Genomic DNA, 22,526 nt, shown 5'->3' on the forward strand with positions numbered 1-22,526 from the left:
CCCGGAACTCCTGATTCCCGGAATTGGTGGCTGCTCAGGCTGCCGGCACACGGGACCGATGCCTCTCGTGACCGGCGGAGGTGCAGAAGTAAGGCTGGGCGGCTCGAGACCGGGGGAAGTGCTCGGATCGGAGCGGTGAGCCTTCGTTGTGCAGGCTCTCGTCGAGAGACGACGGGTCAGGCGGTGGCGGCGACGTCGCGGAGGGCCTCGCCGAGGTCCGGGTGGGCGAAGGCGAAGCCCGCGTCCTCGAGGCGCCCCGGGACGACCCAGCGGCTCTTGAGGAGGAGTTCGGGCTCGGTGCGCAGCAGCAGCATCGCGGGCTCGAGGACGAAGCGCGGGGCGGGCAGGCCGAGGCGGCGACCGACGGCGGAGCGCAGCAGGCGCGACAGCTCCGTGTTGTCGCTGGGATTCGGGGACGCGAGGTTCACCGGGCCTTCGAGCGACGACTCCTCCAGGAACAGGATCGAGCGGAACACGTCCTCGACGTGGATCCAGCTGAAGTGCTGGCGGCCGTGCGTGGCCCGGTACTCGTGGTGCACCCCCGCCGCCCGGCGACCGCGCGTCGCGGGCCAGCGGCCGTCGTACTGCGGTCCGCCAAGGCCGAGGCGCGCGAGGCGCAGCAGCATGCCGGTCGCGGGTCCGTCGCCCAGCACGATCGCCATCCGGAGCGCGACGCGGCGCGTGCCGGGCGTCTCGCCCGAGAAGAACCCGCGCTCCCACGCTGTCGCGACATCGACCGAGAAGCCCTCGCCGATCACGCCCTCCGCCTCGGTGTTCGCGCGCTCCTCCTCGTGCCGGTAGATCGTCGCGGTGCTCGAGTTCATCCACACGGGCGGCGGAGTCGCGGCCGCCGCGACCGCACGGTGCAGCTCGTCGGTGGTCTCGACGCGCGAGCGGAGGATCTCGGCGCGGTTCGCAGCCGTGTACCGGCAGTCGACGCTCTTCCCCGCGAGGTTCACGAGCAGACGCGCGCCGTCGACGGCGCGGACGAGCCCGGCGGAGTCGCCCCAGCGCGCATCCGGACCCGACCGGCCGATGCGGCGCACGGTCCAGCCCGCCCGCTCGAAGCGGCGGGAGAGGTCGGTGCCGAGGAAGCCGCTCGCTCCCGCGAGGACGACGACGGGGCGCTGCGGGGTGCTCATCGCCCCATCGTGCCGCAAGGCGCCACGCGACCGGTGCGCAACCGAGGGCGAGAGTGCCTGAGTCCCGCTCTGGTGACGATCCGGCGCGATCCGTCCTCGGTTACGAACGCGCCACGGCGCGAGCGGCCCGCACCGCACCGGCCAGCCGCCCCGCGAACCCGGGCGGAACCTCCTCGGGCAGGGCGTCGACGGGGAACCAGGCCACGTCCTCGCTCTCGTCGCTCACCACGACGAGTGCCGACGGGTCCGCGATCGCGCCGTAGCCGATGTCCCAGTGCCGGGAGCAGCGTCCGAAGCCGCCGCCCAACCCGTGCCGGTCGAGGTCGAGGGGCAGCGATCCGAGCGGAGCGAGCGACGCGACTCCGCTCTCCTCGCGCGCCTCGCGCAGAGCCGCGTCCGCCACGGAGGCGTCGCCGGGCTCGATGTGCCCGCCGAGCTGCACCCAGAAGCGGCCCTTGCCGTGGAAGCAGAGCAGGACGCGGTCGAGCTCCGGCGAGAGCACGAAGCAGCTCGCGGTGATGTGCTCGGGCCCGAGGCTGCGCTCGAGAGCTCCCTCACCGTGCTCGGCGAGGAACGCGAGGTACTCGTCGCGGAGGCCGAGGAGCGGAGCAGGGGCCGCCCACTCCTGCAGGTCGAGGGCGAGAGCAGCGGCGCGGGGGACCACTCCGCGAGCGTAGGCGAGATGCCACTCCGGTACGCGGCACGCCGAGCGGGCCGTACTGGAGTGGCATCTCGCGGAAGGGGTCAGACGGTGAGGCCGGCCAGTCCCTCGCGGTCGACGCGGCGGTGGAAGCGCATGCCGGCGAGCCCGCCGAGCACTGCGGCGATCAGCGCGACGACCAGCGCGGCGAGCGCCGTCAGGACCGCGGCGATGGTCGCGTCGCTGCCGTCGAGCGGGATGCGCGGGAAGCTGCTGACGGCCGAGAGCACCTGCGTGCCTCCGGTGACCGCCGAGGCGATGCCCACGAGGATCGTGACCACGACGGCCCACGCCCACACCGCCACTCCCTGCTTCGCTCCGCTGAAGCGGGCCATGCGGCCGGCGACGTAGCCGCCGCAGTAGTACGCGACGAAGAGGATGACCAGCAGCGCGATCGCGCCCGCCCAGCCGAACGCGACCGGGTCGGCGGCGAGGTCGGCGGTGACGTCCTGCGTGCCGACGACGGCCGCTCCGATCGCGGTGACCAGGGCGGTGAGGATCACCGCGAGGCCGGTCGCGGCGAGCCAGCCGAAGAAGGCGCAGCCGATCTTCAGCCCGCCGAAGCGCTCGCGCTCGCGGTCGTGGATGTCCTTGCGGGTGGCGGCGCGGGCCTGCTTGGCCTCGGCCGAGTCGGGATCGACGGGCGCGCGGTGCTCGGGGGCGCTCGACGAGTCGGACCGGTCCGACGTGCTCGACGACGTGGTGCTCGACGCGCTCCCGCTCTGCGGGGCGGTCTCGAACCGACGCGTCTCTCCGGCGGCGTGCGCCGTCGTGTCGTCGCGTCGCGGGTCGCTGCTGTCGCGACCGGAGTCGGTGGGGATGCTCATGACGACCTCCTGGGGTACCGCCGACGGGGTTCGGCGGTGTGCACAGTCAAGGCCCTGCAGGGCCCCGGTGTCGCGGGCTTGACGAGGAACGGCAGCGTTCCGGTCCGTCTCCGCACGCTCGTGCGAGCCCGGAGGAGCGTCAACCCCCTGCGCTCCCCCTCCGCTGTCGGCTTCCATGGAACGACCCACCCACCGACACGAGAGGGAGAGTCATGACTCCGGAATCCCCTGAGCAGACCCCGCCCGGCACCGAGGCCGAGCTGACCCCGAAGGCCGACCACGGCGAGGAGAGCTATCGCGGCACCGGCCGTCTCAGCGGGAAGGTCGCCCTGGTCACCGGCGCCGACAGCGGCATCGGCAAGGCGGTCGCGATCGCGTTCGCGCGGGAGGGCGCCGACGTCGCCATCGCCTACCTCGACGAGCACGAGGACGCCGAGGACACCGCGAAGTGGGTTCGCGAGGCGGGCCGGGAGGCGCTCCTGCTCCCCGGGGACCTGCGCGACCCCGCCCAGTGCCGCGCCGCCGTGTCGCAGACCGTCGAGACCCTCGGCCACCTCGAGGTCCTCGTCAGCAACGCGGCCTTCCAGATGAGCCACGAGGAGATCACCGACATCCCCGACGAGGAGTGGGACCGGACGATCGCGACCAACCTCAGCGCCTACTTCCACCTGGTGAAGGCGGCGATCCCGCACCTCCGGCCCGGCGCGTCGATCATCGCGACCAGCTCGGTGCAGTCCGACCAGCCGTCGTACCAGCTGCTCCCCTACGCCGCCACGAAGTCGGGGATGCTGAGCATGACCGCCTCGTTCGCGCAGGCGCTCGGCGAGAAGGGCATCCGCGCGAACGCGGTCGCTCCGGGCCCGATCTGGACCCCGCTGATCCCGTCGACGATGCCTCCGGAGGCGGTCGCCTCCTTCGGCGAGAACGTGCCGCTGGGCCGACCCGGCCAGCCGGCCGAGGTCGCGCACGCCTACGTCCTGCTCGCGTCCGACGAGGGCAGCTACATGAGCGGGGCGACGATCGCCGTCACCGGCGGGAAGCCGATCCTCTGATTCCGCCGAGGAGCGCTCACCCGCAGGTTCCTGGGATAGGTTCCTGCGGGTGAGCGTGCACATCCGCAGCATCGAGACGGCCGTACCGGCGACGGTGCTGCGCCAGGGGGACGTGCGCGACCTCTTCGCCGCACAGGAGGGCATCAGTCGGCTCGGCTCGAGGCTCCTCGGCGCCGCGTTCGACGCGTCCGCGATCGAGACCCGGCACACCGTGGTCGACGAGCTCGACCGCGAGGTGCGGGAGGGGGCGAGCGTCTTCTACGACGCCCGCTCGAACGCCGTGCTGAATCCGGGCACCGCGGCGCGCAACGCGCTCTACGCCGCCCGTGCGCCCGAGCTGTTCGCCGACTCCGCTCGACGCGCGCTCGAGGCGGCCTCGCTGACCGCCGACGACGTGACCCACGTCGTCACGGTCTCGTGCACGGGCTTCTACGCGCCGGGCCCCGACTACCAGCTGGTCCGCGCCCTCGGCCTGTCGCCGTCGACGCAGCGGTTCCACCTCGGCTTCATGGGCTGCTACGGCGCCTTCCCCGGGCTCCGCGCCGCGAAGGCGTTCTGCGACGCGGATCCGGACGCGGTCGTTCTCGTCGTCGCCGTCGAGATCTGCACGATCCACCTGACGTCCTCCAACGATCCCGAGCAGATCGTCGCCACCTCGGTGTTCGCCGACGGAGGCGCGGCGGCCGTCGTCACCGCGCGCCCTCCGGAGCTGGGCACCCCGGTCCTCGAGATCGACGCGCTCGACACGACACTCACCCCCGAGGGCGAGGACGAGATGGCCTGGACGATCGGCGACCACGGCTTCACGATGCGCCTGAGCACCTACGTGCCGGCGATCATCGGCCAGAACATCACGGGCGCCCTGGCCCCGCTGCTCGGCGAGGCCGGACCGCGGGGCGTGCAGCGCTGGGCCGTCCACCCGGGCGGGCGCAGCATCCTCGACCGGGTGCAGACCGCGCTCGGGCTCGACGACGAGCAGATGCACCCGTCGCGCGAGGTGCTGCGCACGGCCGGCAACATGTCGAGCGCGACGGTGCTGTTCATCCTGCGCCGCCTGCTGCACGGCGAGTCGGCCGACGGCGAGCGGATCGGCGCCATGGCGTTCGGGCCGGGCCTCACCGTCGAGATGGGCCTGCTCACGAAGCGGGGCGGGGAGTGAGGGCGCCGCTCGCCCCGGACCTCCGCCACCGCGAGCTCGAGGCGCAGGAGCTGATGGACGACCCGGCGTGCGACCGGGCCCTCCTGGACGCGACGTACGCGCGCTTCGGCGCCGTGAACCGCCTCGTCTCCGGCTGGCGCGGGCTGTACCGCTCCCGCATCCGCCCGCTGCTCGACGAGCACGAGCCCACGAGGCTGCTCGACATCGGCTCGGGCGGCGGCGACGTCGCTCTCGCCCTCGCGGGCTGGGCGCGCGAGGACGGGCTCCGACTCGCGATCACCGCCGTCGATCCGGACGAGCGCGCCTTCGCCTTCGCGACCGCTCGGCCGGGCACCCCGGGCGTCGAGTTCCGCCGGGCGAGCAGCGCCGACCTGGTCGACGAGGGCGAGGAGTTCGACCTGGTCGTGTCGAACCACCTGCTGCACCACCTGACTCCCCAGGCGCTCGCGTCGCTCCTCGAGGACAGCGCTCGGCTCGCTCCCCGCGCGCTGCACAACGACATCGAGCGCTCGCGCCTGGCCTACACGGCCTACTCCGTCGCCACGCGCCCGCTCGCCGCAGGCTCGTTCCTGCACTACGACGGCTCGCTCTCGGTGCGCCGCAGCTACACCGCGTCGGAGCTGCGCGCCGTCGCGCCCGAGGGCTGGCGGGTGGAGCGGGCGGCTCCGTACCGGCTGCTGCTGACGCGGGGCCCCGCGGAGTGAGCGCCGCCCGCGGCTGGATGAGCGCGGCCGCCGTCAGCTACTCCGCCAACTGCGCGCTCGGGACCGCGGTCGCGACCGGTGTCGTGCGGACGGGGCGCTGGCACTGGGTCCACCACGCGCTGTACATCGCGACGTCGGCGCTGACCGGCGCGGCCCTCGCCGCTCTGCTGCGGTCGGATGCGCGCGCGGCCGCGGCGCTCGCTCCCGCGGTGGTGCCGCTCGCGGTCATCCCGTTCGCGGGGACGCACGGACGCCGGCATCCCGCGATCGCGCTGGCCGCGGCTCCGTTCGTCATCGCCGGGGTCGTGCTCTCGAGGCGCTGACTCGCGGAGGAAGGCGGAGATCAGCGCCGGACGCCGCTCAGCGCGGAGGCCCGACCTTCGGCTCGTCCGAGCCCGACCCGCGCTTCTGGGAGCGGAAGTACTCCCACGCGGCGAGCGCCAGGATCGCCAGTCCGCACACGATCGTGATGATGTCGGGGACGGACACGTCGCCCCGCATCGCCGACGAGATGCCGGAGCCGAGGATGAGGACGCCTCCGATGAGGTAGAAGACCACTCGGGAGTTCTTCATCGGGCACCGCTCCTGTCGGCCCGCCGAGGCGCGGGCTCCGAAATCGTACCCGGTCCGACCCCCTGCCCCCTCCCGGGACGGGTGGGCAGGATGAGGGCATGGAGTTCCTCGACGTCGTGCGCCGCCGCAAGACCACCAACGGCCCCTTCCTGCCCGATCCCGTCTCCGAGGAGCACCAGCGCCTCCTGATGGAGGTCGCCGGACGCGCTCCCTCGCAGCTGAACAGCCAGCCGTGGCGCTTCGTGCTGATCGAGGAGCGGGACACCATCGACCGGATCGCCGAGATCAGCGGCTCGAGCATGACCACCGCCCTGTCGAACGGCACCTTCTTCGAGCGCTACAAGCCCTACTTCCGCTTCAGCCAGGAGGAGATGGAGCAGCGCCGCGACGGCATGCTGTTCGACAAGCTGCCGGCTCCGCTGCGCCCGTTCACCAAGCAGGTGTTCACCAAGCGCGGGCAGTTCCTGATGAATTCGCTCCGCGTGCCGCAGACCCTCGGCGAGGAGAACCGGAAGCTCGTCGCCGGATCGCCGCTCCTGCTCGGCGTGATGCTCGACCGCTCCGAGTACCGCCCGGGCGAGCTGTCGTCCTTCTACTCCGTCTTCAGCATGGGCGCGGCGATGGAGAACGTCTGGCTGAGCACGGTCGAGCTCGGCATGGGCATCCAGTTCGTCTCGTTCCCGATGGAGGTGCCGGGCGCCTGGGCGAGGATCGAGTCGCTCCTGGCGGTGCCGGATGACCTGGAGCTGATGGCGGTCTACCGGCTCGGCTACCTGCCTCCGGAGCAGCGGCGCCCGGCCATCGACTGGTCCTCGCACCAGCGCAAGGCGCCGTCGCAGTACGTGTTCCGCGGCACCTGTGCCACTCCGCAGACGGGGTGGGACGAGGGCTGACTGCAGCATCCCCCGCGGGGTGTCAATGGGGCTACGGCGTGTCTCTGCGCCGATTCCCGCCCCGGGCGCTCGAGACGTTAGTTTCCCTGCGGAGCCGTCCGCGCCGGGCCGCCCGCAGACACGAAGGGGGCCCGTGGCCACTCTCATCTACGGACCGCAGAACCTCGAGATCGAGTTCGAGGAGCGCGTCCTCGCCCACCTGAAGGTCGCCGTGCTCTCGAAGCTCCGGCGCAACGAGGCCTTCTCGCTGTCCTGGGCCGAGGACGCCTCGACCGGCCACGGCCGCAGCTCCGTCTGGCTGCACCCCGCGGTGCCGCTGCACTTCCGGTTCCGCGAGACGCACCAGCAGAAGCTGAACCGCGCGTGGATCGAGCAGATGCTCAGCGCCGCGAGCATGCACGGCGAGCTGGCCGTCACTCCCGAGCCGCAGGAGCCGCGGGGCTGACCCCCGCTGCCTCGCGCCGGCGCATCCGTCAAGCCCATCCCGCCGCGGAGGGCCGGATCCTAGCCTGAGGTGACAGCGCCCGTCGAGATCCGCACCGGGCGCGTCACGGACGGAGACGACGATGACCGACACCGCACGGGCGACCGGACGCAGCACCCTGACCGCTCCCGCACCGTTCTCGCGGAAGGACGCGTCGGACGTGCGTCGGCTCCCGGACTCGGTCTCGACCTCGTCGCAGCCGGTCATCGGCTCGCGGATCACGATCAACGGGCGCAGCTTCGTCGTGGAGCTCGACATGGCGGGCATCTTCCTGCGCCAAGTGCGCCGGAGCCTGCGGGCGGGCGACGGCGGACTCGTGCTGCTGCGCCATGTCGACGGGATCGAGATGATCCCGATCACGCGGCGGACGCCGTTCGAGGTAACCGACATCGTGTGCCCGGAGGGCATCGAGCCGTCGGTGGCGCGGGTCGAAGCGGGACTGCGGGCGAGCTGAGGCGCTCCCGCATCCGCGCGCTGCAGAACATCAGCTGAGAAGGGAACGTAGCGGCTGTCAGCCGACATCCCCCCTTCTCAACGGACGTTCTGCACCGCTCCGCCTACTGCGCGGGCAGCGACGCCTCGATCAGCTCGACGATGCGCGGGTCGTCCGGCTCGACCGTCGGGCGGAAGCGGTGCACGGTGCCGTCGGCCGTGACCAGGAACTTCTCGAAGTTCCACTTCACCTTGCCGGCCTTGCCCGCCTCGTCCTCGGCCTTCGTCAGCTCCGCGTAGAGGGGGTGAGCGGACTTGCCGTTCACCTTGACCTTCTCGAACATCGGGAACGTCACGCCCCAGGTCGTCGAGCAGTACTGCTTGATCTTGTCCTCGTCGCTGAGCTCCTGCAGGAACTGGTTGCTCGGGAAGCCGAGGACCGTGAATCCGCGGTCGCCGTAGGTCTTCTGCAGCGCCTCGAGCTTCTCGTACTGCGGAGCGAGGCCGCAGCGGGAGGCGACGTTGACGATGAGCTTGACGGGCGCGTAGTCGGCGAGGGTCGACGCGGCTCCGTCGATGGTGGTCAGGGGGATGTCGGTGAGCACGGGGTCTCCTTCGAAGTGGTGGCTCGACGCTACCCGCCGTCGCCGAGGGAACCCCGAACCGTCGAGGGAACCCGCAGGCCGGGGCTCCCTCGACGCTCCGGGGTTCCCTCGCTGGACGCGGGACTCCACCATGAGGGGATGGCATCCCCGCAGCAGCTCGTCTCGGTCGGCGGGCGGCGGCTGAAGCTGACCAACCTCGACAAGATCGTGTACCCGGAGGCGGGCTTCACCAAGGCCGACGTCCTCGCGTACTACGCGTCCGTCGCCGACGCCCTGCTGCCGCACCTCGCCCGCCGGCCCGTCACCCGCAAGCGCTGGGTCGACGGAGTGGGCACGGCCGAGCATCCGGGCGAGGTCTTCTTCGAGAAGAACCTGCCCTCCTCCGCCCCGTACTGGCTGAGCCGCACGCGCCTCGCGCACAGCTCGCGCGACGTCGAGTACCCGCTCGTCGACGACGTCGCGGGCCTCACCTGGCTCGCGCAGCAGGCAGCACTCGAGCTGCACGTGCCGCAGTGGCGGGTCGGATCCGGCGGCGAGCGCCGCCCGCCCGACCGCCTCGTGCTCGACCTCGACCCCGGCGAGGGCGCGGGGCTCGCGGAGTGCGCCGAGGTCGCGTTCCTCGCCCGCGACCTGCTCGAGGGGATGGGGCTCGAGCCCTACCCCGTGACCAGCGGCAGCAAGGGACTCCACCTCTACTGCCCGCTCGACGCCTCCGCCTCGAGCGACCAGATCTCGGCCGTCGCACACGAGCTCGCGAAGGCGCTCGAGGCCGACCACCGCGACCTCGTCGTCTCGGACATGAAGAAGACCCTGCGCGAGGGCAAGGTGCTCGTCGACTGGAGTCAGAACAACGCGGCGAAGACCACGATCGCGCCCTACTCCCTCCGGGGCCGCCTGCGGCCGTTCGCCGCGGCACCGCGCACGTGGGAGGAGATCGGGGCGGAGGGACTGCGCCATCTCGCGCCGGAGGAGGTCGTCGAGCGCCTGCGCGAGAGCGGCGACCTGCTGCGGCCGGTGCTCGCCGCGCGCGAGGCGGGGCTCGAGCCGAGTCCGGAGCGGCTCGCCGGATTCGCGGCGACCGACGCCTCCGCCGACCGCCTCGCCGCCTACCGCAGCATGCGCGACGCCGCGAAGACGCCCGAGCCCGTCCCCGAACCGGGCACGGGAGCGACCTCGTCGGGCGACTCGTTCGTGATCCAGGAGCACCACGCACGGCGGCTGCACTACGACTTCCGGCTCGAGCACGACGGGGTGCTCGTGAGCTGGGCGGTGCCGAAGGGGCCGCCGCTCGAGGGCGATCCGAACCGGCTCGCCGTGCAGACGGAGGACCATCCGCTCGAGTACGCGACCTTCGAGGGCACGATCCCCGCGGGCGAGTACGGCGGCGGAGAGGTGCGGATCTGGGACGAGGGCACCTTCGCGCTCGAGAAGTGGCGCGAGGGCGAGGAGGTCATCGCGGTGCTGACGGGGCGGCCCGACGGCGGGCTCGGCGGCGAGCCGCGGCGGTACGCGCTGCTGCACACGGGAGCGAAGGGCGGTCGCGGAGACGAGAAGAACTGGCTGCTGCACCTGATGGCGCCGGGGCGCACGGGGGGCACGGGACTCACGGGCGGCCGGCGGCGGGGAAGGCGCGGGCCGCGGTGGGCCCGAAGACGCCGAGAACTGCGCCCGACGAGTCTCCCGTGAACGACGAGGCATCGGAGCCGCGCCGCGAGTACCGCCCCATGCTCGCGACCAAGGGCCGCCCGCTCGACATCGGCGACGACTCCGCGATCGAGATGAAGTGGGACGGCTACCGCGCGATCGTCCGCGTGCAGAACGGAACCGTGACCCTGACCAGCCGGAACGGCAACGACCTCACCCCCGCCTTCCCGGACCTGCACGCCCCGCTCGCGGAGGCCGCCGACGACGCCGTCCTCGACGGCGAGATCGTCGCCCTCGACGCCCGCGGACGCCCCGACTTCGGCGCACTGCAGACCCGCGGCGGCCTGACGAAGGCGCGCGAGATCGAGGTCGCCGCCCGCTCCACCCCCGTGCACCTGATGGTGTTCGACCTGCTCGAGCGCGCCGGCGAGGACCTCACCGGCTCCCCTTACTCCGCTCGCCGCGAGGCCCTGGTCGAGCTCGTCACCGAGAACGAGCGCGTGCACGTGCCCGACGTCTTCGACGGCGACCTCGAGGAGGCGATGGCGACGAGCCTCACCCTCGGCCTCGAGGGCGTCGTCGCGAAGCGCCGCGACTCCCGCTACCGGGTCGGCGCGCGCTCGGGCGACTGGATCAAGCTGACCCACCACCGCGTGCAGGAGGTCGTGATCGTCGGCTGGCGCCCGGGTGAGGGCGGTCTGCAGGGTTCGGTCGGCTCGCTCCTCACCGCGATCCCCGCCGAGGACGGCCGCCTCGCCTACTCCGGCCGCGTCGGCACCGGCTTCAGCGACCGCGAGCGCCGCGGCCTCGTCGCCCGCCTCGGCGAGCACGAGACGGAGGAGCCCGCCGTGTCGGTGCCGCCGGTCGACGCCCGCGGCGTGCACTGGCTCGAGCCGGTGCTGGTCGGCGAGGTCCGCTACCGCGAGCGCACCTCCTCCGGCACCCTGCGCCAGCCCGTCTGGCGCGGCTGGCGCGCCGACAAGTCCGCGAGCGAGGTCCGCGCGGAGTGACGCGCCTTGCTCGAGCGTCCCCCTCCGCCGAGTCGCCCGGAACGGTCCCCGACACGCCGCGTCCGACGACCGTTCCGGGCAACTCGGCGCCGGTCCGCGCTGACGCACGGCGGTCGACGCGCGGGACGGGTCGTCTAGCCTGCGGGCGGAGGTGCGCATGAGGAACAGCAACCGGATCGGTGCGGTCGCGGCCGGGGTGCTCTGGATCGCGAGCGGAGCCGTGAACGGCGGAATGACCTGGAACGGGTATCTCAGCGGCTCGATCGGGGCGGTGCTCCCCGCCACGATCCCGACGACCGTGTGGGCGCAACCGCTCCCCTGGCCTCTCGTCGCCGCGGCGATCGGAGCCGGCGCCGTGGCCCTCGCGCACCTCGCGACCACACGTGCAGTGGATCGCGCCGGCACCACGGTCGTGGGCGGGTGGTTCGCCGCGATCGTCGCGGGAGCCGTCGTCGGCCTGGCCGCGGATCTCGTGACGATCCTGGTCTCGCTCCCCGCCCCGCGGCTGCAGTGGTTGCTGAACGGGCTCGGCACGCAGGCGGGCCTGGGCGCGTACTGGGGGCTCGTGCTCGGTTGGCTGCCCGCGGTGCTCGCGAAACGCCTCGGGTCGGCTCCCGCGGAGACGCCGACGAGGAGGTTTCTCGTGCCCACCCTCGCCGTCCTCGCTCTCGTCGCGGTCGTCGCGGTCGGAGTCGGAGGGCATCGCGGTGCGATGATCGCAGCAGTGCAGGCGGAGGCGATCGCCGGCGGCTTCGACGAGGCGGACGGAGCCCTCCCCGACCCCTACGCCGAGGGCACGCCGCCACCCATGGCCGCGCCCGGCGAGCCTCCTGCCGATCCGACGCTCTGCACGAGCGACGTCTCGACGCTCCTGCTCGGCGGACAGGACGCCGCCGCCGGAAGCCGCAGCCTCTCGATCACTCTGCTCAACTTCTCCGACACCCCCTGCACGATCGAGGGCTACCTCGACCTCGCGTTCGCCGATCAGAACGGGTCCGAGCTGCCGGTCGTCTTCGAACCCGGCAGCACGACGATGACCACGGATCCGGGCGTCCAGCGGATCGAGATCCCCCCGCAGGGATCCGCGGTCGCGTTCCTCGGCTGGAAAGCGAACTCGACCGCGGGCGCGCTGGTGGGCAGCACCCTCTTCGCCGCGCCCTACCCGTCGGCCGAGCGGGGATCCTGGCCGGTGCGGACGGACGTGGTCGACGGGTCCACGGTGTCGGTCACCGCGTAGCGGCTGCTCGATCCGAACGAAGAGCTGCAGGACTGAGGCGCGACGTCCGGCGCAGCGCAGCGATCGCGAGTCACTCCTCGCGCGCGTGCTCGGGCAGCGTGCCCAGCCGGTGGCGCCCGCGCAGCAGGTACCAGCCCAGCCCGACCACGACGACCACCGCGACCGCGATCAGCGCGATGTACTGCAGCGCCCCCGCGTCGCCGTAGACCTCGACGCGCGGCCACGCCAGGTTGACCGTCATCGCCGCGCCCCACAGCACGGCGACGACGTTCACCGGCAGCCCCAGCCGCCCGAGCGAGAACGAACCCGTGACGCGCGGCCACTCTCCGCGGAGGCGCCGCACGAGCAGCGGCACCGTGACCAGCAGGTAGGCCAGGTAGATCAGCACCACCGCCACGCTCGTGACCGCCGTGAAGATCTCGGGCGTGCCGATGTTCACCGCGAGGATCAGCACCGCGAGCACGCCGATCACGATCGCGGGGGCGATCGGGGTCCTCCGTCGCGGATCGATGCGGGCGAGCACCGCACTGCCCGGCAGGGCGTTGTCGCGCGCCATCGCGAAGACCAGTCGGATGCCCGCCGTGTGCACCGCGAGCGCGCAGACCGTGATCGCGACCACGATGCAGAGCAGGAACACCGTGCCGAGCGGCCCGCCGAGGGCCTGCAGCACGATCAGCTGCAGTCCGCCCGAGGCCTCGCCGAGCGCCGGGTCGGCGAGATCGGGCGCCGCGAGGATCCCGAGCAGCAGGATCAGCCCGCCCAGCACGAACGACGCGATCACGGCGCGGAGGATCGCGGCCGGGCCGGTCCTGCGCGGATCGACGGTCTCCTCCGCGAGGGAGCCGGCGGTGTCGAAGCCGTACATCACGTAGGCGGAGGCGATTGCCGCGATCAGGAACGCGCCCGCGTAGCCGCCCGCGTCTCCGTAGCCCGCTGTGTCGATCAGCACCGTCGGCGGATTCACGATGCTCGCCGCGAGGACGATCACCAGCAGCACGGCCGCGATCAGCTCGACCAGCACGCCGGTGCTGTTGATCCGGGCCATCAGCGTCACGCCGACCGCGTTCACGACGGTCGTGAACAGGATGAGGATCGCGCCCCAGATCACCGCGCTGACTCCGAAGCTCGTGCCCGTGCCGTCGCCGACGAGCTGGAAGCCGCTCCAGATGCGCGGCAGCGTGGCCTGGTACGCGAGCACCACGGCCGCGAGCGTGACGACCGAGGCCGTGGCCATCATCCAGCCCGCGAGCCAGCCGACCGTCGGACCCGCGATCCGCTTGCTCCAGTTGTAGACGGAGCCGGCGACCGGGTAGCGGCCGGCCAGCTCGGCGAAGCAGAGCGCCACGGTCAGCTGCCCCGCGAACACGATCGGCCACGACCACCAGTACGCGGGGCCGCCGAGTCCGAAACCGAAGTAGAAGAGCTGGAACGTGCCGGTCAGGATCGAGATGTAGCTGACTCCGGCCGCGAAGCTGCCGAAACGCCCGATGCCGCGCCGCAGCGACGGCCGGTAGCCGAACTCGGCCATGCCGTCGTCGGTCGGGCGCTGGCCGGTCGCGGTCATGGCGGTCTCCTCTTGCGGGGGCGCCGAGCGGCGGCACCTGAGTCTGGCGCGTCGGCGGTCGCCGCGGCGTCCCCCGTTCAGGCCGATCCCGGTTGGTCACTTTCTGCGGCTCCGACGCACTCGGACCAGCGGAAAGTGACCAACGGCGGGCGGGTGGGCGTCACACCCCGCCCCTTCTGCTGATCGAGTAGCCCGCAGGGCGTACGTCTGCTGATCGAGTAGCCCGCAGGGCGTATCTTCTGCTGATCGAGTAGCCCGCAGGGCGTATCGAGATCCTTCCGACGGCGGCAGAGGGCATATCGAGCCGCCCCCGCGCTGCCCCGCGCCGTTGGCGCTCAAGCAGCCGGGCAAGCGCGACGAGCTCCGCCGGGCCTTCGAGCGGGCTCGCGATCTCGGCTCCTGAGCGCACATCCCGTGCCGCTCCCTGAGAGCCGCTCTCACACTTAGGGTAGCCTACCCTCATGCACCCCTCACCGAGACTCCGTTCCGCCCTGCCCCTCGCCGGCCTCGCCGTCGCCGCGCTCGCCCTCTCGGCGTGCTCCTCCGGCGCCTCCGAAGCCGCCCCGGCGACCGCCGAGACGATCGTCGTCGAGAACGCGAAGCCCACCCTCGTCCTCGTCGACGAGGACGGTGAGCAGTCGTACCAGGAGGACCGCGAGACCGCCCGCACGTCGGTCGAGGTGCCCGTGTCCCCCGAGGCCGTCGTCACCTTCGACATCGCCACGCTCGATACGCTCCACGCGATCGGCGCCGGAGACGCGGTCGTCGCGATCCCCGACGTCACCCTCCCCGACTACCTCTCGGAGTACGCCGACCTGCCCAAGGTGGGCACGCTCTTCGAGCCCGACTTCGAGGCGGTCGCCGAGCTCGAGCCCGACCTCATCGTCACGGCGGCCCGCAGCACCGGCCAGTACGACGAGCTGTCCGAGATCGCCACCACGATCGACCTGACCGGCAGCTACGCCGGCACCTTCGACCCCGCGGCCGCCCTCGAGCGCGCCGCTCAGCTCGGCGAGATCTTCGAGCGCGAGGACGAGGTCGCCGAGCAGGCCGCCGCGACCGAGGAGCTCGTCGACTCCATCACGGCAGACGCCTCGGGCACCGCCCTCGTCCTCTCGGTCTCGGGCGGCGAGTACGGCGCCTTCGGCGAGGGCTCGCGCTTCGGCTACTTCTTCGACGGCCTCGGCTTCACCCCCGCGGTCGCCGCGGCCGAGCTGCCCGGCGCTGAGGGATCGCCGCACGGCGACACCGTGACCAACGAGTTCATCCTCAGCGCCGCTCCGGAGTGGATCTTCGCGTTCGACCGCGGTGCCGCGACCGGTGAGGGCAGCACCGCCGAGCAGACGCTCGACAACGCGCTCGTCGCCCAGACGCCCGCCGCGCAGGACGACCACGTCGTGCTGCTGCCCGCGAGCGAGCTCTACATCGTCATCAACGGCCTGACCGCCGTGCAGAACGTGCTCGAGACCGTGCACGACGCGATGCAGAGCTGACCGGAGCCGCTCCCGAGCGTGACCCGCCCCTCCCCCCGCGCGCTGATCGTCGCGGGGACGGTCCTCGTGGCCGTCCTCGCGACGATCTCGCTGTTCCTCGGCGTCGCCGAGCTCGACGCGTTCGTGCTCGTCGAGAGCCGCCTCCCCCGCACCCTCGCGCTCGTGCTCGCCGGCTCGGCCTTCGCCGTCACCGGCCTGATCATGCAGCTGCTCACCCGCAACCGCCTCGTCGAGCCGGGCACGACCGGGGCGACGGACGCCGCGACCCTCGCCCTGCTCGCGGTCCTCCTCCTCGCCCCCGAGCTGCCCGTCGGGGCGAAGGCCGCGCTGGCCGCACTCGGCGCCCTCGCCGGTGTCCTCGGCTTCCTCGCGTTGGCGCGCCGCATCCCGTCGCGCTCGAGCGTGCTCGTGCCGGTCGTCGGCATCCTCTACGGCGGAGTGATCGGCGCCGTCGCCGCGTTCATCGCCTACCGCACCGACACGCTGCAGGAGCTGCTCAACTGGGGCATCGGCGACTTCTCGGGCATCCTCCGCGGCCGCTACGAGATGCTCTGGGTCGCCGCGGCCGCCGCGGCGGTCGCCTGGATCGCGGCGGACCGCTTCACCGTCGCCGCCCTCGGCGAGGACACCGCCCGCGGTCTCGGCCTCGACACCCGCGCGGTCATGCTCACCGGAGTCGTCATCATCGCCGCGGTCACCGGAGTGATGATCGTGGTCACGGGAGCCCTCCCGTTCCTCGGCCTCATCGTCCCCAACCTCGTCAGCCGGATGGTCGGCGACAGCATGCGCCGCTCCGTCCCGCTCGTCGCTCTGCTCGGGGCCGCGCTGGTCCTGGTCTGCGACCTCATCGGCCGCACCGTCCGCTTCCCCTTCGAGCTGCCGATCTCGCTCGTGATGGGCGTGGTCGGCGGAGTCGTGTTCCTCCGCCTGCTCATCGGCCCGGCCGACACCGCGCGCCGCCGCAGACGGAGCGTCGCCCCGTGACCGCGCTGCGCTCTCCCTCCGTCCGCCTCGCCCTGCTGACGGGCGCCGCCGCCCTCGCGGTCGCGCTCTACCTGCTCACCGACCTGCCCGGGAAGTGGGAGTACGCGCTGGGCCTCCGCGGCCGCACCGTGCTCGGCATGGTCATCGCGGCGGCGGCGATCGGAGTCGCGACCGTCCTGTTCCAGACCGTCACGGCCAACCGCATCCTGACCCCCGGCATCATGGGCTTCGACGCCGTCTTCCTGATGATCCAGGTCGTGAGCGCGTTCGTGATCGGCCCCACGATCCTCGTCGCCGCTCCGCCTCTCGCCTCGTGGCTGGTGGAGCTCCTGCTGATGGCCGGCGTCGTCGTCGCCCTCTACTCCTGGCTGTTCGTGCGCCGCAGGCTCGACCTGCACGTGATCGTGCTCGCAGGCCTGGTGCTCGGGGTGCTGCTGCGGTCGGTCACGTCGTTCCTCCAGCGGCTCCTCGATCCGGACACCTTCGCGATCGTGCAGGACCTGACCTTCGCGAGCTTCACCTCGGTCGACCGCGAGCTGCTCCTGCCGACCGGCCTCGTGGTCGTCGCCGCGATCGCGTCGCTGTGGCCGATCCGCCGCTCCCTCGACGTGCTCGCCCTCGGCGAGGCGACCGCGGTGTCGCTCGGAGTCGAGCACCGCCGGGTCGTGCTGCACACGATCGTCGCGATCGCCCTCATGGTCGCCGCGTCGACCGCGCTCGTCGGTCCGGTCACCTTCTTCGGGCTGATCGTCGCGAACGTCGCCTACGGAGCGGTCGGCCACCGGCACGCGCGCAGCATCCCCGCTGCGGTGGCGATCGGAGTCGTCGCGCTGGTCGGCGGGCAGCTCGTCCTCGACCGGGTGCTCGGTTTCGGCACCGAGCTGCCCGTCGTCATCGAGTTCGTCGGCGGCGTCCTCTTCATCCTGCTCGTGCTCACCGGAAGGGCTCGCTGACATGATCCGCACCACCTCCGTCACCACCCGCCACGGCCGCACCCTCGCGGTCGACGACGTCTCGCTCGAGCTCGGCACCGGCCTCACCGCGATCATCGGGCCCAACGGCTCCGGCAAGTCGACGCTCCTCTCCACCATCGGCCGCCTGCTCAAGGCCGAGAGCGGATCCGTCGCCGTCGACGACCTGGACGTCGCGACCACCCGCTCCCGCGACATCGCGAAGCGTCTGGCGATCCTCCGCCAGGACAACCACTTCGCGATCCGCTTGAGCGTCGACGACCTCGTCGCCTACGGCCGCTTCCCGCACGGAGGAACGGGCCGCACCCCCGAGGACCGCGCCCTCGTCGATGCCGCGATCGAGGCCCTCGACCTCGGCGCCGTCCGCGAGCGCTACCTCGACGAGCTCTCAGGAGGCCAGCGCCAGCGCGCGTTCGTCGCGATGGCCCTCGCGCAGGACACCGACCACCTCCTCCTCGACGAGCCGCTCAACAACCTCGACCCGCGCCACGGCGTCGTGCTGATGAAGCTCCTGCGCCGACTCGCCGACGAGAAGCGGATGACCGTGGTCGTCGTCCTGCACGACATCAACGTCGCCGCGCAGTTCGCGGACGACATCGTCGCGATCCGCGACGGCCGGGTGGTGCACCACGGCCCGGTGGCCGAGGTGCTGACGGCGCCGCATCTCGAGGCGCTCTACGACACCCCGGTCGCGGTCGAGCCGATCGCCGGCCGGCACGTCGTGCTCTGGCTCTGAGCCCTCTCAGACGGACGGCGCGACCGGATCCTCGACCGGAGCTTCGGGGAGCATCGCGGCGAAGTAGGCCCGCATCGCGGCTTCCATGTCGCGGGTGGGGTCGATCAGCCACTGCAGCTGCAGTCCGTCCCAGGTGCCGACCAGGATCTCGGCGAGGCGCCCGACGTCCCTCGACGGATCGATCCGCCCCGCCGCCTGATCCACCCGGAGGGCGTCGCGGTACGCCCCGACCGTCGAGCGGTACCGGTCGACGAACCACTGGTGAGCCGGATGGTCGGTCGAGGACGCTTCCGCGGCCAGCATCGCGAGGATGCGCAGCAGCTCCGGTCGCTGAAGGTTGAACCGGACGAGACGCATCGACGCGATCACGACACCGAGCTCGCGGCAGTCGCTCTCGAACGACACCAGTCCCGTCTCGTTCGCCCGCTCGAGCACGGCCTCCAGCAGGATGTACTTCGATCCGAAGTGGTGGACGACGCTGGTGAGGCTGAGGTCCAGCTGGCGCGCGATGTCACGGAGCGACCCGCCGTGATACCCCCGCGCCGCGAACACCGTCGTCGCCGCTTCGATGATCTCCTGCCGGCGCTGAGCCGTCTTCGCGTAGGGGCCGCGCGGGCGGGCACGCTCGGTCTGCTCCATCAGACCAACCTAGCCGCCCGAGCGCGCGTCGCTCCGAGAGCGGAGGAGCGCGGCGCCCCTCCGCCGGCGGTCACGGGAGCGTCGACGCGAGCTGCTGGCGCTGAGCCCGCCGCTCCCGCTGGGCCGCGGGATCCGGGATCGGCGCCGCGAGCAGCAGCTGCTGCGTGTACGGATGCCGGGGATGCTCGGTCACCGCCGCGGCATCGCCCTGCTCCACGATCGTTCCGCCCTGCATCACCGCGACCTCGTGAGCGATGTAGCGCACCACGGCGAGGTCGTGCGTGACGAAGAGGTATGAGACTCCCGTGCTCGCCTGGATGTCGATGAACAGGTCGAGCACCCGGGCCTGGGTGGTCAGGTCGAGGGCCGAGACGGGCTCGTCGCAGACGATGAGCTTCGGCTGCAGGGCGAGCGCACGGGCGATGGCGATGCGCTGCCGTTGGCCGCCGCTGAACTCGCGCGGCAGCCGGTCGGCCGAGTCCGCGGGGAGGCCCACGTCGGACAGGAGCGATCGCACCTTCCTCCGCGCCTCGGCCTTGCCCGTACCGGACGCCCACAGCGGCTCGGCGAGGATCTGCTCGATCGTCATGCTCGGGTTCAGCGACGTGTACGGATCCTGGAACACGACCTGGATGTCGGCCGCGAGCGCACGCCGACCGCGACGGTGCAGGTGCGAGACGTCCCTGCCCTCGAACAGGATCGAGCCGGCTGTGACCGGGGCGAGCCCGAGGATCGCGCGGCCCAGAGTCGTCTTCCCGGAGCCGGATTCGCCGACGAGGCCGAGCGTGCGCCCGGGCTCGATCGCGATCGAGACGCCCGACAGGACCGGCACGGGCTTGGCGAGAGCGGTGCGCCCTGGGTAGCTGACGGCCAGGTCCCGCGTCTCGACCAGCGCGGTCATCGCGCCACTCCATCCAGGGCGTCCCGCTCACGACGGGGCGGGCGGCTCTCGAGGGTCGAGCCGAGAAGCGAACGGCTGTACGGGTGGCGCGGATGCGCGAAGCTCTCGTCCACGGCGCCCGTCTCGACGATCCGGCCCTGCTGCATCACGGCGACGCGGTCGCAGATGTCGGCGACGACGCCGAAGTTGTGCGTGACGAGGAGCATCCCCATCGTCCTCTCCTTCTGAAGGTCGCGGAGGAGGTCGAGGACCTCCGCCTGCACGGTGACGTCGAGCGCCGTGGTGGGCTCGTCGGCGACGAGGAGCTCGGGGTCGCACGAGATCGCCCCCGCGATCAGCACGCGCTGGGCCATCCCGCCCGAGATCTGGTGGGCGTACGAGGTGAAGGTGCGACGGGGGTCGGCGATCCCCACGCGGTCGAGCAGATCGAGTGCGCGGGCCTTCGCCTCCTGTCTTCCCAGTCCGAGCCGGCGGCGCATCGGCACGACGAGCTGATGCCCGACGGTGAACGACGGATCGAGGTTCGACATCGGCTCCTGCGGCACGTAGGCGATCGTCGTTCCTCGGAGGGCCCGCAGGTCGCGGTCGTCGATCTCGGCCATCTCGTGCCCGGCGACGCGCACGGAGCCTCCGAGGATGCGGGCTGTGGGCGGGAGGAGTCCGAGGATCGCGAAGGCCGTCTGCGACTTGCCGGATCCTGACTCGCCGACGAGGCCCACGATCTCGCCCCGGGCGATGCTGAGGTCGACGCCGCTGACGACGACCTTCTCGGCGCCCTGCCCGTCCGGGTAGCCGATGCGCAGGTCGCGCACCGACACCAGGAGCTCGCCGTCGGGCTCGACCGCATCGACCGCGGGGATGCGGCCGGTGCGGATCGCCTCGGTCGTCAGTCTCTCCTGGGCGCGGGTCCTGACGGGCGCGGTGTCCTCGAGCGCGTCTCGGAGAGCGTTGGCCAGGAGGCTGAGCGAGCCGATGGTCAGTCCGATGGCGAGGCCGGGCCAGACGACGTTGACCGGCGCGCTGTAGATGTTGAGGAACGCGTCGTTGAGCATCCCGCCCCAGGTCGGAGCGGAGGGGTCGCCGAGGCCGAGGAACTCCAGGCCCGCCTGGATCGCGATACCGGCGCCGACGGTGTTGGCGCCGACGATGATCAGCGGTGCCCGCACGGCGGCGAGGACGTGGCGCGTCACGATGCGGGTGTCGCTCAGGCCGGAGACCCGCGCCGCGTCGACGTAGAGCTCGTTGCGCACGCCGCGGACGACCGTGCGCACCAGGCGGTAGATGAAGGGCGACACCAGGATCCCGAACGCGGTCATGGCGATGCTGACGTTCGGCCCGAAGACCGCGAAGAGGGCGACCAGCAGGATCATCGCGGGCAAGGCCATGATCACGTCGGTGATGAAGTTCAGAGACGAGTCGACCCAGCGTCCGACGTAGCCGGCGAGCAGGCCGCCCGCGAGGCCGAGGGTGAGGGCGACCACCGCGACGATCAGTCCGGCGAGCAGCGTGAGCCGCGCTCCCGCGAGGAGCCTGCTCAGGATGTCGCGACCCGACCCGTCACCGCCGAGGAGGTAGTCGGCGTTCGGCGAGGAGTTCACCTGGGTGAGATCCGCGAACGCAGGATCGTTCGGCGTGATCCACGGAGCGAGGAGCGCCGAGAGCACGATCACCGCGAGGATCCCCGCCGAGACCAGGCCGAGCGGATTCGAGACGAAGCGCCGAAGAGCTCCTCGTCGCGCGGGTGGACGTCCGTCGACGGCCGAGCGGGGGTCGATCACTGCGGTCATCGTGCACGCACCTTCGGGTTGAGCCAGGCGTTGGCCAGGTCGATGAGGAGGTAGATCAGGACGACCAGCACCACGACGACGAGGACGACGCCCATGATGATCGGCACGTCGCCCTGGAGCGCCGCCGAGACGGTGAGGCTGCCCAGACCGGGCAGGGCGAAGACCTTCTCGATGACCACGGCTCCCCCGATCAGGCCGATGAACTGCAGCCCGAGGAGGGTCAGCCAGGGGGCCGCCGCGTTGCGGAGGGCGTGGACGTAGAGGATCTCGCGGCCCGACAGGCCGCGGGACCGCAGAGTCCGGATGTAGTCCTGCCGGAGGACGTCGATCATCGAGCTGCGCACGATGGAGGCGACCGACAGGCCGCCGAAGGCGAGGGAGGCGATCGGGAGGACGAGGCCCATCAGCCACGCGGCCGGGTCGTCCTGGAACCGGGTGTAGCCGGTCGCGGGGAACAGCGGGATCGTGATCGCGAAGGCGATCACGAGGACGAGCGCGAGCCAGAAGTTCGGGATCGCGTTCGCGACCACGTTGAAGACCTGGACGACGCGGTCGATCCATCCCCGGCGCACCGCTGCGAGCACGCCGAGAAGCGCCGAGAACACGGCGACGACCAGGACCGCTCCGATGACGACCGACAGGGTGACGGGCACGCGGTTGGCGAGCGCGTCGGTCACCGGCTGGTTGTTGTAGAAGGAGCTGCCCAGATTCCCGGTGAGGGCGCCGCCGAGCCAGTCCAGGTACTGCTGCCAGATCGGCTGCGTGAGTCCGAGTTCCTCGGCGCGCTGTCGGACAGCCTCCTCGGTGGCTGTCTGGCCGAGGATGTTGCGGGCGATGTCGGCCCCGCTGGAGTAGACCAGGAAGAACGTCACGACGGAGACCGACAGGATGAGGAGGATCCCTGCGATCAGCCGGCGCGCGATGAATGCGACCACTGTGTGCCTCTGTTAGGTTCGCGTTCCCGCAGGGGCCGGACGACCGGCCCCTGC

Annotated in this window: 24 protein-coding genes; 14 read left to right on the top strand and 10 right to left on the bottom strand. The window is 72.0% G+C overall.

What is annotated here, in order from left to right:
• Window positions 1-176 precede the first annotated feature (176 nt).
• The 3 genes from C1I63_RS03325 to C1I63_RS03335 form a co-directional block, all read right to left on the bottom strand.
• A complete protein-coding gene (locus C1I63_RS03325; protein ID WP_107573767.1) occupies window positions 177-1,142 on the bottom strand; it encodes an epimerase in 966 nt (321 codons plus the stop codon).
• Between the two features lie 100 nt (window positions 1,143-1,242).
• Window positions 1,243-1,806, bottom strand: a complete 564-nt coding sequence (locus C1I63_RS03330; RefSeq protein WP_244906969.1) for an NUDIX hydrolase — start codon at window positions 1,804-1,806, stop codon at window positions 1,243-1,245.
• An 80-nt stretch (window positions 1,807-1,886) separates the two neighbouring features.
• A complete protein-coding gene (locus C1I63_RS03335; RefSeq protein ID WP_211315558.1) occupies window positions 1,887-2,669 on the bottom strand; it encodes a hypothetical protein in 783 nt (260 codons plus the stop codon).
• A 212-nt stretch (window positions 2,670-2,881) separates the two neighbouring features.
• Between C1I63_RS03335 and C1I63_RS03340 the strand changes: the two genes are divergently transcribed.
• Genes C1I63_RS03340 through C1I63_RS03355 form a run of 4 tightly spaced genes read left to right on the top strand, consistent with a single transcriptional unit; the run spans window position 2,882 to window position 5,907 of the window.
• A complete protein-coding gene (locus C1I63_RS03340; RefSeq protein ID WP_055789213.1) occupies window positions 2,882-3,721 on the top strand; it encodes an SDR family oxidoreductase in 840 nt (279 codons plus the stop codon).
• Window positions 3,722-3,770: 49 nt separating this feature from the next.
• Window positions 3,771-4,880, top strand: coding sequence for a type III polyketide synthase (locus C1I63_RS03345; RefSeq protein ID WP_107573768.1), 1,110 nt, complete (start codon window positions 3,771-3,773; stop codon window positions 4,878-4,880).
• Complete coding sequence (locus tag C1I63_RS03350) at window positions 4,877-5,584, top strand: class I SAM-dependent methyltransferase (protein WP_230674111.1); 708 nt, start codon at window positions 4,877-4,879, stop codon at window positions 5,582-5,584. Before C1I63_RS03345 ends, C1I63_RS03350 begins: the two co-directional genes overlap by 4 nt.
• A complete protein-coding gene (locus C1I63_RS03355) occupies window positions 5,581-5,907 on the top strand; it encodes a hypothetical protein (protein WP_244906970.1) in 327 nt (108 codons plus the stop codon). The genes C1I63_RS03350 and C1I63_RS03355 overlap by 4 nt, the downstream gene beginning before the upstream one ends.
• A 37-nt stretch (window positions 5,908-5,944) precedes the next feature.
• On the opposite strand, the gene C1I63_RS03360 is transcribed toward C1I63_RS03355, so the two are convergent.
• Window positions 5,945-6,157 carry a hypothetical protein gene (locus tag C1I63_RS03360; RefSeq protein WP_107573769.1) on the bottom strand — a complete coding sequence of 71 codons (213 nt, stop codon included), beginning with the start codon at window positions 6,155-6,157 and terminating at the stop codon, window positions 5,945-5,947.
• A gap of 98 nt (window positions 6,158-6,255) precedes the next feature.
• Between C1I63_RS03360 and C1I63_RS03365 the strand changes: the two genes are divergently transcribed.
• From C1I63_RS03365 to C1I63_RS03375, 3 genes are all read left to right on the top strand, one after another.
• Window positions 6,256-7,050 carry a nitroreductase family protein gene (locus C1I63_RS03365; RefSeq protein WP_055789201.1) on the top strand — a complete coding sequence of 265 codons (795 nt, stop codon included), beginning with the start codon at window positions 6,256-6,258 and terminating at the stop codon, window positions 7,048-7,050.
• 133 nt (window positions 7,051-7,183) lie between these two features.
• Window positions 7,184-7,495 (top strand): DUF7882 family protein, encoded by a 312-nt coding sequence (locus C1I63_RS03370; RefSeq protein ID WP_055789198.1) that lies wholly within the window; start codon window positions 7,184-7,186, stop codon window positions 7,493-7,495.
• 121 nt (window positions 7,496-7,616) lie between these two features.
• Window positions 7,617-7,988, top strand: coding sequence for a hypothetical protein (locus C1I63_RS03375; RefSeq protein WP_107573770.1), 372 nt, complete (start codon window positions 7,617-7,619; stop codon window positions 7,986-7,988).
• Between the two features lie 103 nt (window positions 7,989-8,091).
• Here C1I63_RS03375 and C1I63_RS03380 read toward each other — a convergent pair whose 3' ends face one another.
• Window positions 8,092-8,571, bottom strand: a complete 480-nt coding sequence (locus C1I63_RS03380) for a glutathione peroxidase (RefSeq protein ID WP_236720182.1) — start codon at window positions 8,569-8,571, stop codon at window positions 8,092-8,094.
• A 138-nt stretch (window positions 8,572-8,709) separates the two neighbouring features.
• Between C1I63_RS03380 and ligD (C1I63_RS20415) the strand changes: the two genes are divergently transcribed.
• From ligD (C1I63_RS20415) to C1I63_RS03390, 3 genes are all read left to right on the top strand, one after another.
• Complete coding sequence (gene ligD, locus C1I63_RS20415; protein ID WP_425326971.1) at window positions 8,710-10,257, top strand: non-homologous end-joining DNA ligase; 1,548 nt, start codon at window positions 8,710-8,712, stop codon at window positions 10,255-10,257.
• Complete coding sequence (gene ligD / locus C1I63_RS20420; protein WP_425326972.1) at window positions 10,254-11,225, top strand: non-homologous end-joining DNA ligase; 972 nt, start codon at window positions 10,254-10,256, stop codon at window positions 11,223-11,225. Before ligD (C1I63_RS20415) ends, ligD (C1I63_RS20420) begins: the two co-directional genes overlap by 4 nt.
• A 157-nt stretch (window positions 11,226-11,382) precedes the next feature.
• Window positions 11,383-12,462, top strand: a complete 1,080-nt coding sequence (locus tag C1I63_RS03390) for a DUF4232 domain-containing protein (RefSeq protein WP_107573772.1) — start codon at window positions 11,383-11,385, stop codon at window positions 12,460-12,462.
• A gap of 70 nt (window positions 12,463-12,532) precedes the next feature.
• On the opposite strand, the gene C1I63_RS03395 is transcribed toward C1I63_RS03390, so the two are convergent.
• On the bottom strand, window positions 12,533-14,026 hold the full coding sequence (locus C1I63_RS03395) for an APC family permease (RefSeq protein ID WP_107573773.1): 1,494 nt from the start codon (window positions 14,024-14,026) through the stop codon (window positions 12,533-12,535).
• A gap of 461 nt (window positions 14,027-14,487) precedes the next feature.
• Between C1I63_RS03395 and C1I63_RS03400 the strand changes: the two genes are divergently transcribed.
• From C1I63_RS03400 to C1I63_RS03415, 4 genes are read left to right on the top strand one after another with little or no spacing between them, the layout of a single operon-like run.
• Entirely contained in the window at window positions 14,488-15,519 is a 1,032-nt protein-coding gene (locus C1I63_RS03400) for a siderophore ABC transporter substrate-binding protein (protein WP_107573774.1), read from the top strand.
• Window positions 15,520-15,537: 18 nt separating this feature from the next.
• Window positions 15,538-16,503 carry an iron chelate uptake ABC transporter family permease subunit gene (locus tag C1I63_RS03405; RefSeq protein ID WP_211315559.1) on the top strand — a complete coding sequence of 322 codons (966 nt, stop codon included), beginning with the start codon at window positions 15,538-15,540 and terminating at the stop codon, window positions 16,501-16,503.
• Complete coding sequence (locus tag C1I63_RS03410; RefSeq protein WP_107573775.1) at window positions 16,500-17,456, top strand: iron chelate uptake ABC transporter family permease subunit; 957 nt, start codon at window positions 16,500-16,502, stop codon at window positions 17,454-17,456. The genes C1I63_RS03405 and C1I63_RS03410 overlap by 4 nt, the downstream gene beginning before the upstream one ends.
• A gap of 1 nt (window position 17,457) precedes the next feature.
• A complete protein-coding gene (locus C1I63_RS03415) occupies window positions 17,458-18,210 on the top strand; it encodes an iron ABC transporter ATP-binding protein (protein ID WP_107573776.1) in 753 nt (250 codons plus the stop codon).
• A gap of 6 nt (window positions 18,211-18,216) precedes the next feature.
• On the opposite strand, the gene C1I63_RS03420 is transcribed toward C1I63_RS03415, so the two are convergent.
• The 4 genes from C1I63_RS03420 to C1I63_RS03435 all read right to left on the bottom strand — a co-directional run bounded on the left by C1I63_RS03420 (window position 18,217) and on the right by C1I63_RS03435 (window position 22,472).
• A complete protein-coding gene (locus C1I63_RS03420; RefSeq protein ID WP_107573777.1) occupies window positions 18,217-18,849 on the bottom strand; it encodes a TetR/AcrR family transcriptional regulator in 633 nt (210 codons plus the stop codon).
• Between the two features lie 70 nt (window positions 18,850-18,919).
• Window positions 18,920-19,750 carry an ATP-binding cassette domain-containing protein gene (locus tag C1I63_RS03425; RefSeq protein WP_107573778.1) on the bottom strand — a complete coding sequence of 277 codons (831 nt, stop codon included), beginning with the start codon at window positions 19,748-19,750 and terminating at the stop codon, window positions 18,920-18,922.
• A complete protein-coding gene (locus tag C1I63_RS03430; protein ID WP_107573779.1) occupies window positions 19,747-21,537 on the bottom strand; it encodes a dipeptide/oligopeptide/nickel ABC transporter permease/ATP-binding protein in 1,791 nt (596 codons plus the stop codon). Before C1I63_RS03430 ends, C1I63_RS03425 begins: the two co-directional genes overlap by 4 nt.
• Window positions 21,534-22,472: an ABC transporter permease gene (locus C1I63_RS03435; RefSeq protein ID WP_107573780.1), complete on the bottom strand. Its 939-nt coding sequence runs from the start codon at window positions 22,470-22,472 to the stop codon at window positions 21,534-21,536. The genes C1I63_RS03430 and C1I63_RS03435 overlap by 4 nt, the downstream gene beginning before the upstream one ends.
• Between the last annotated feature and the right edge of the window lie 54 nt (window positions 22,473-22,526).

Source organism: Rathayibacter caricis DSM 15933 (genome assembly GCF_003044275.1).
Taxonomy (GTDB): domain Bacteria; phylum Actinomycetota; class Actinomycetes; order Actinomycetales; family Microbacteriaceae; genus Rathayibacter; species Rathayibacter caricis.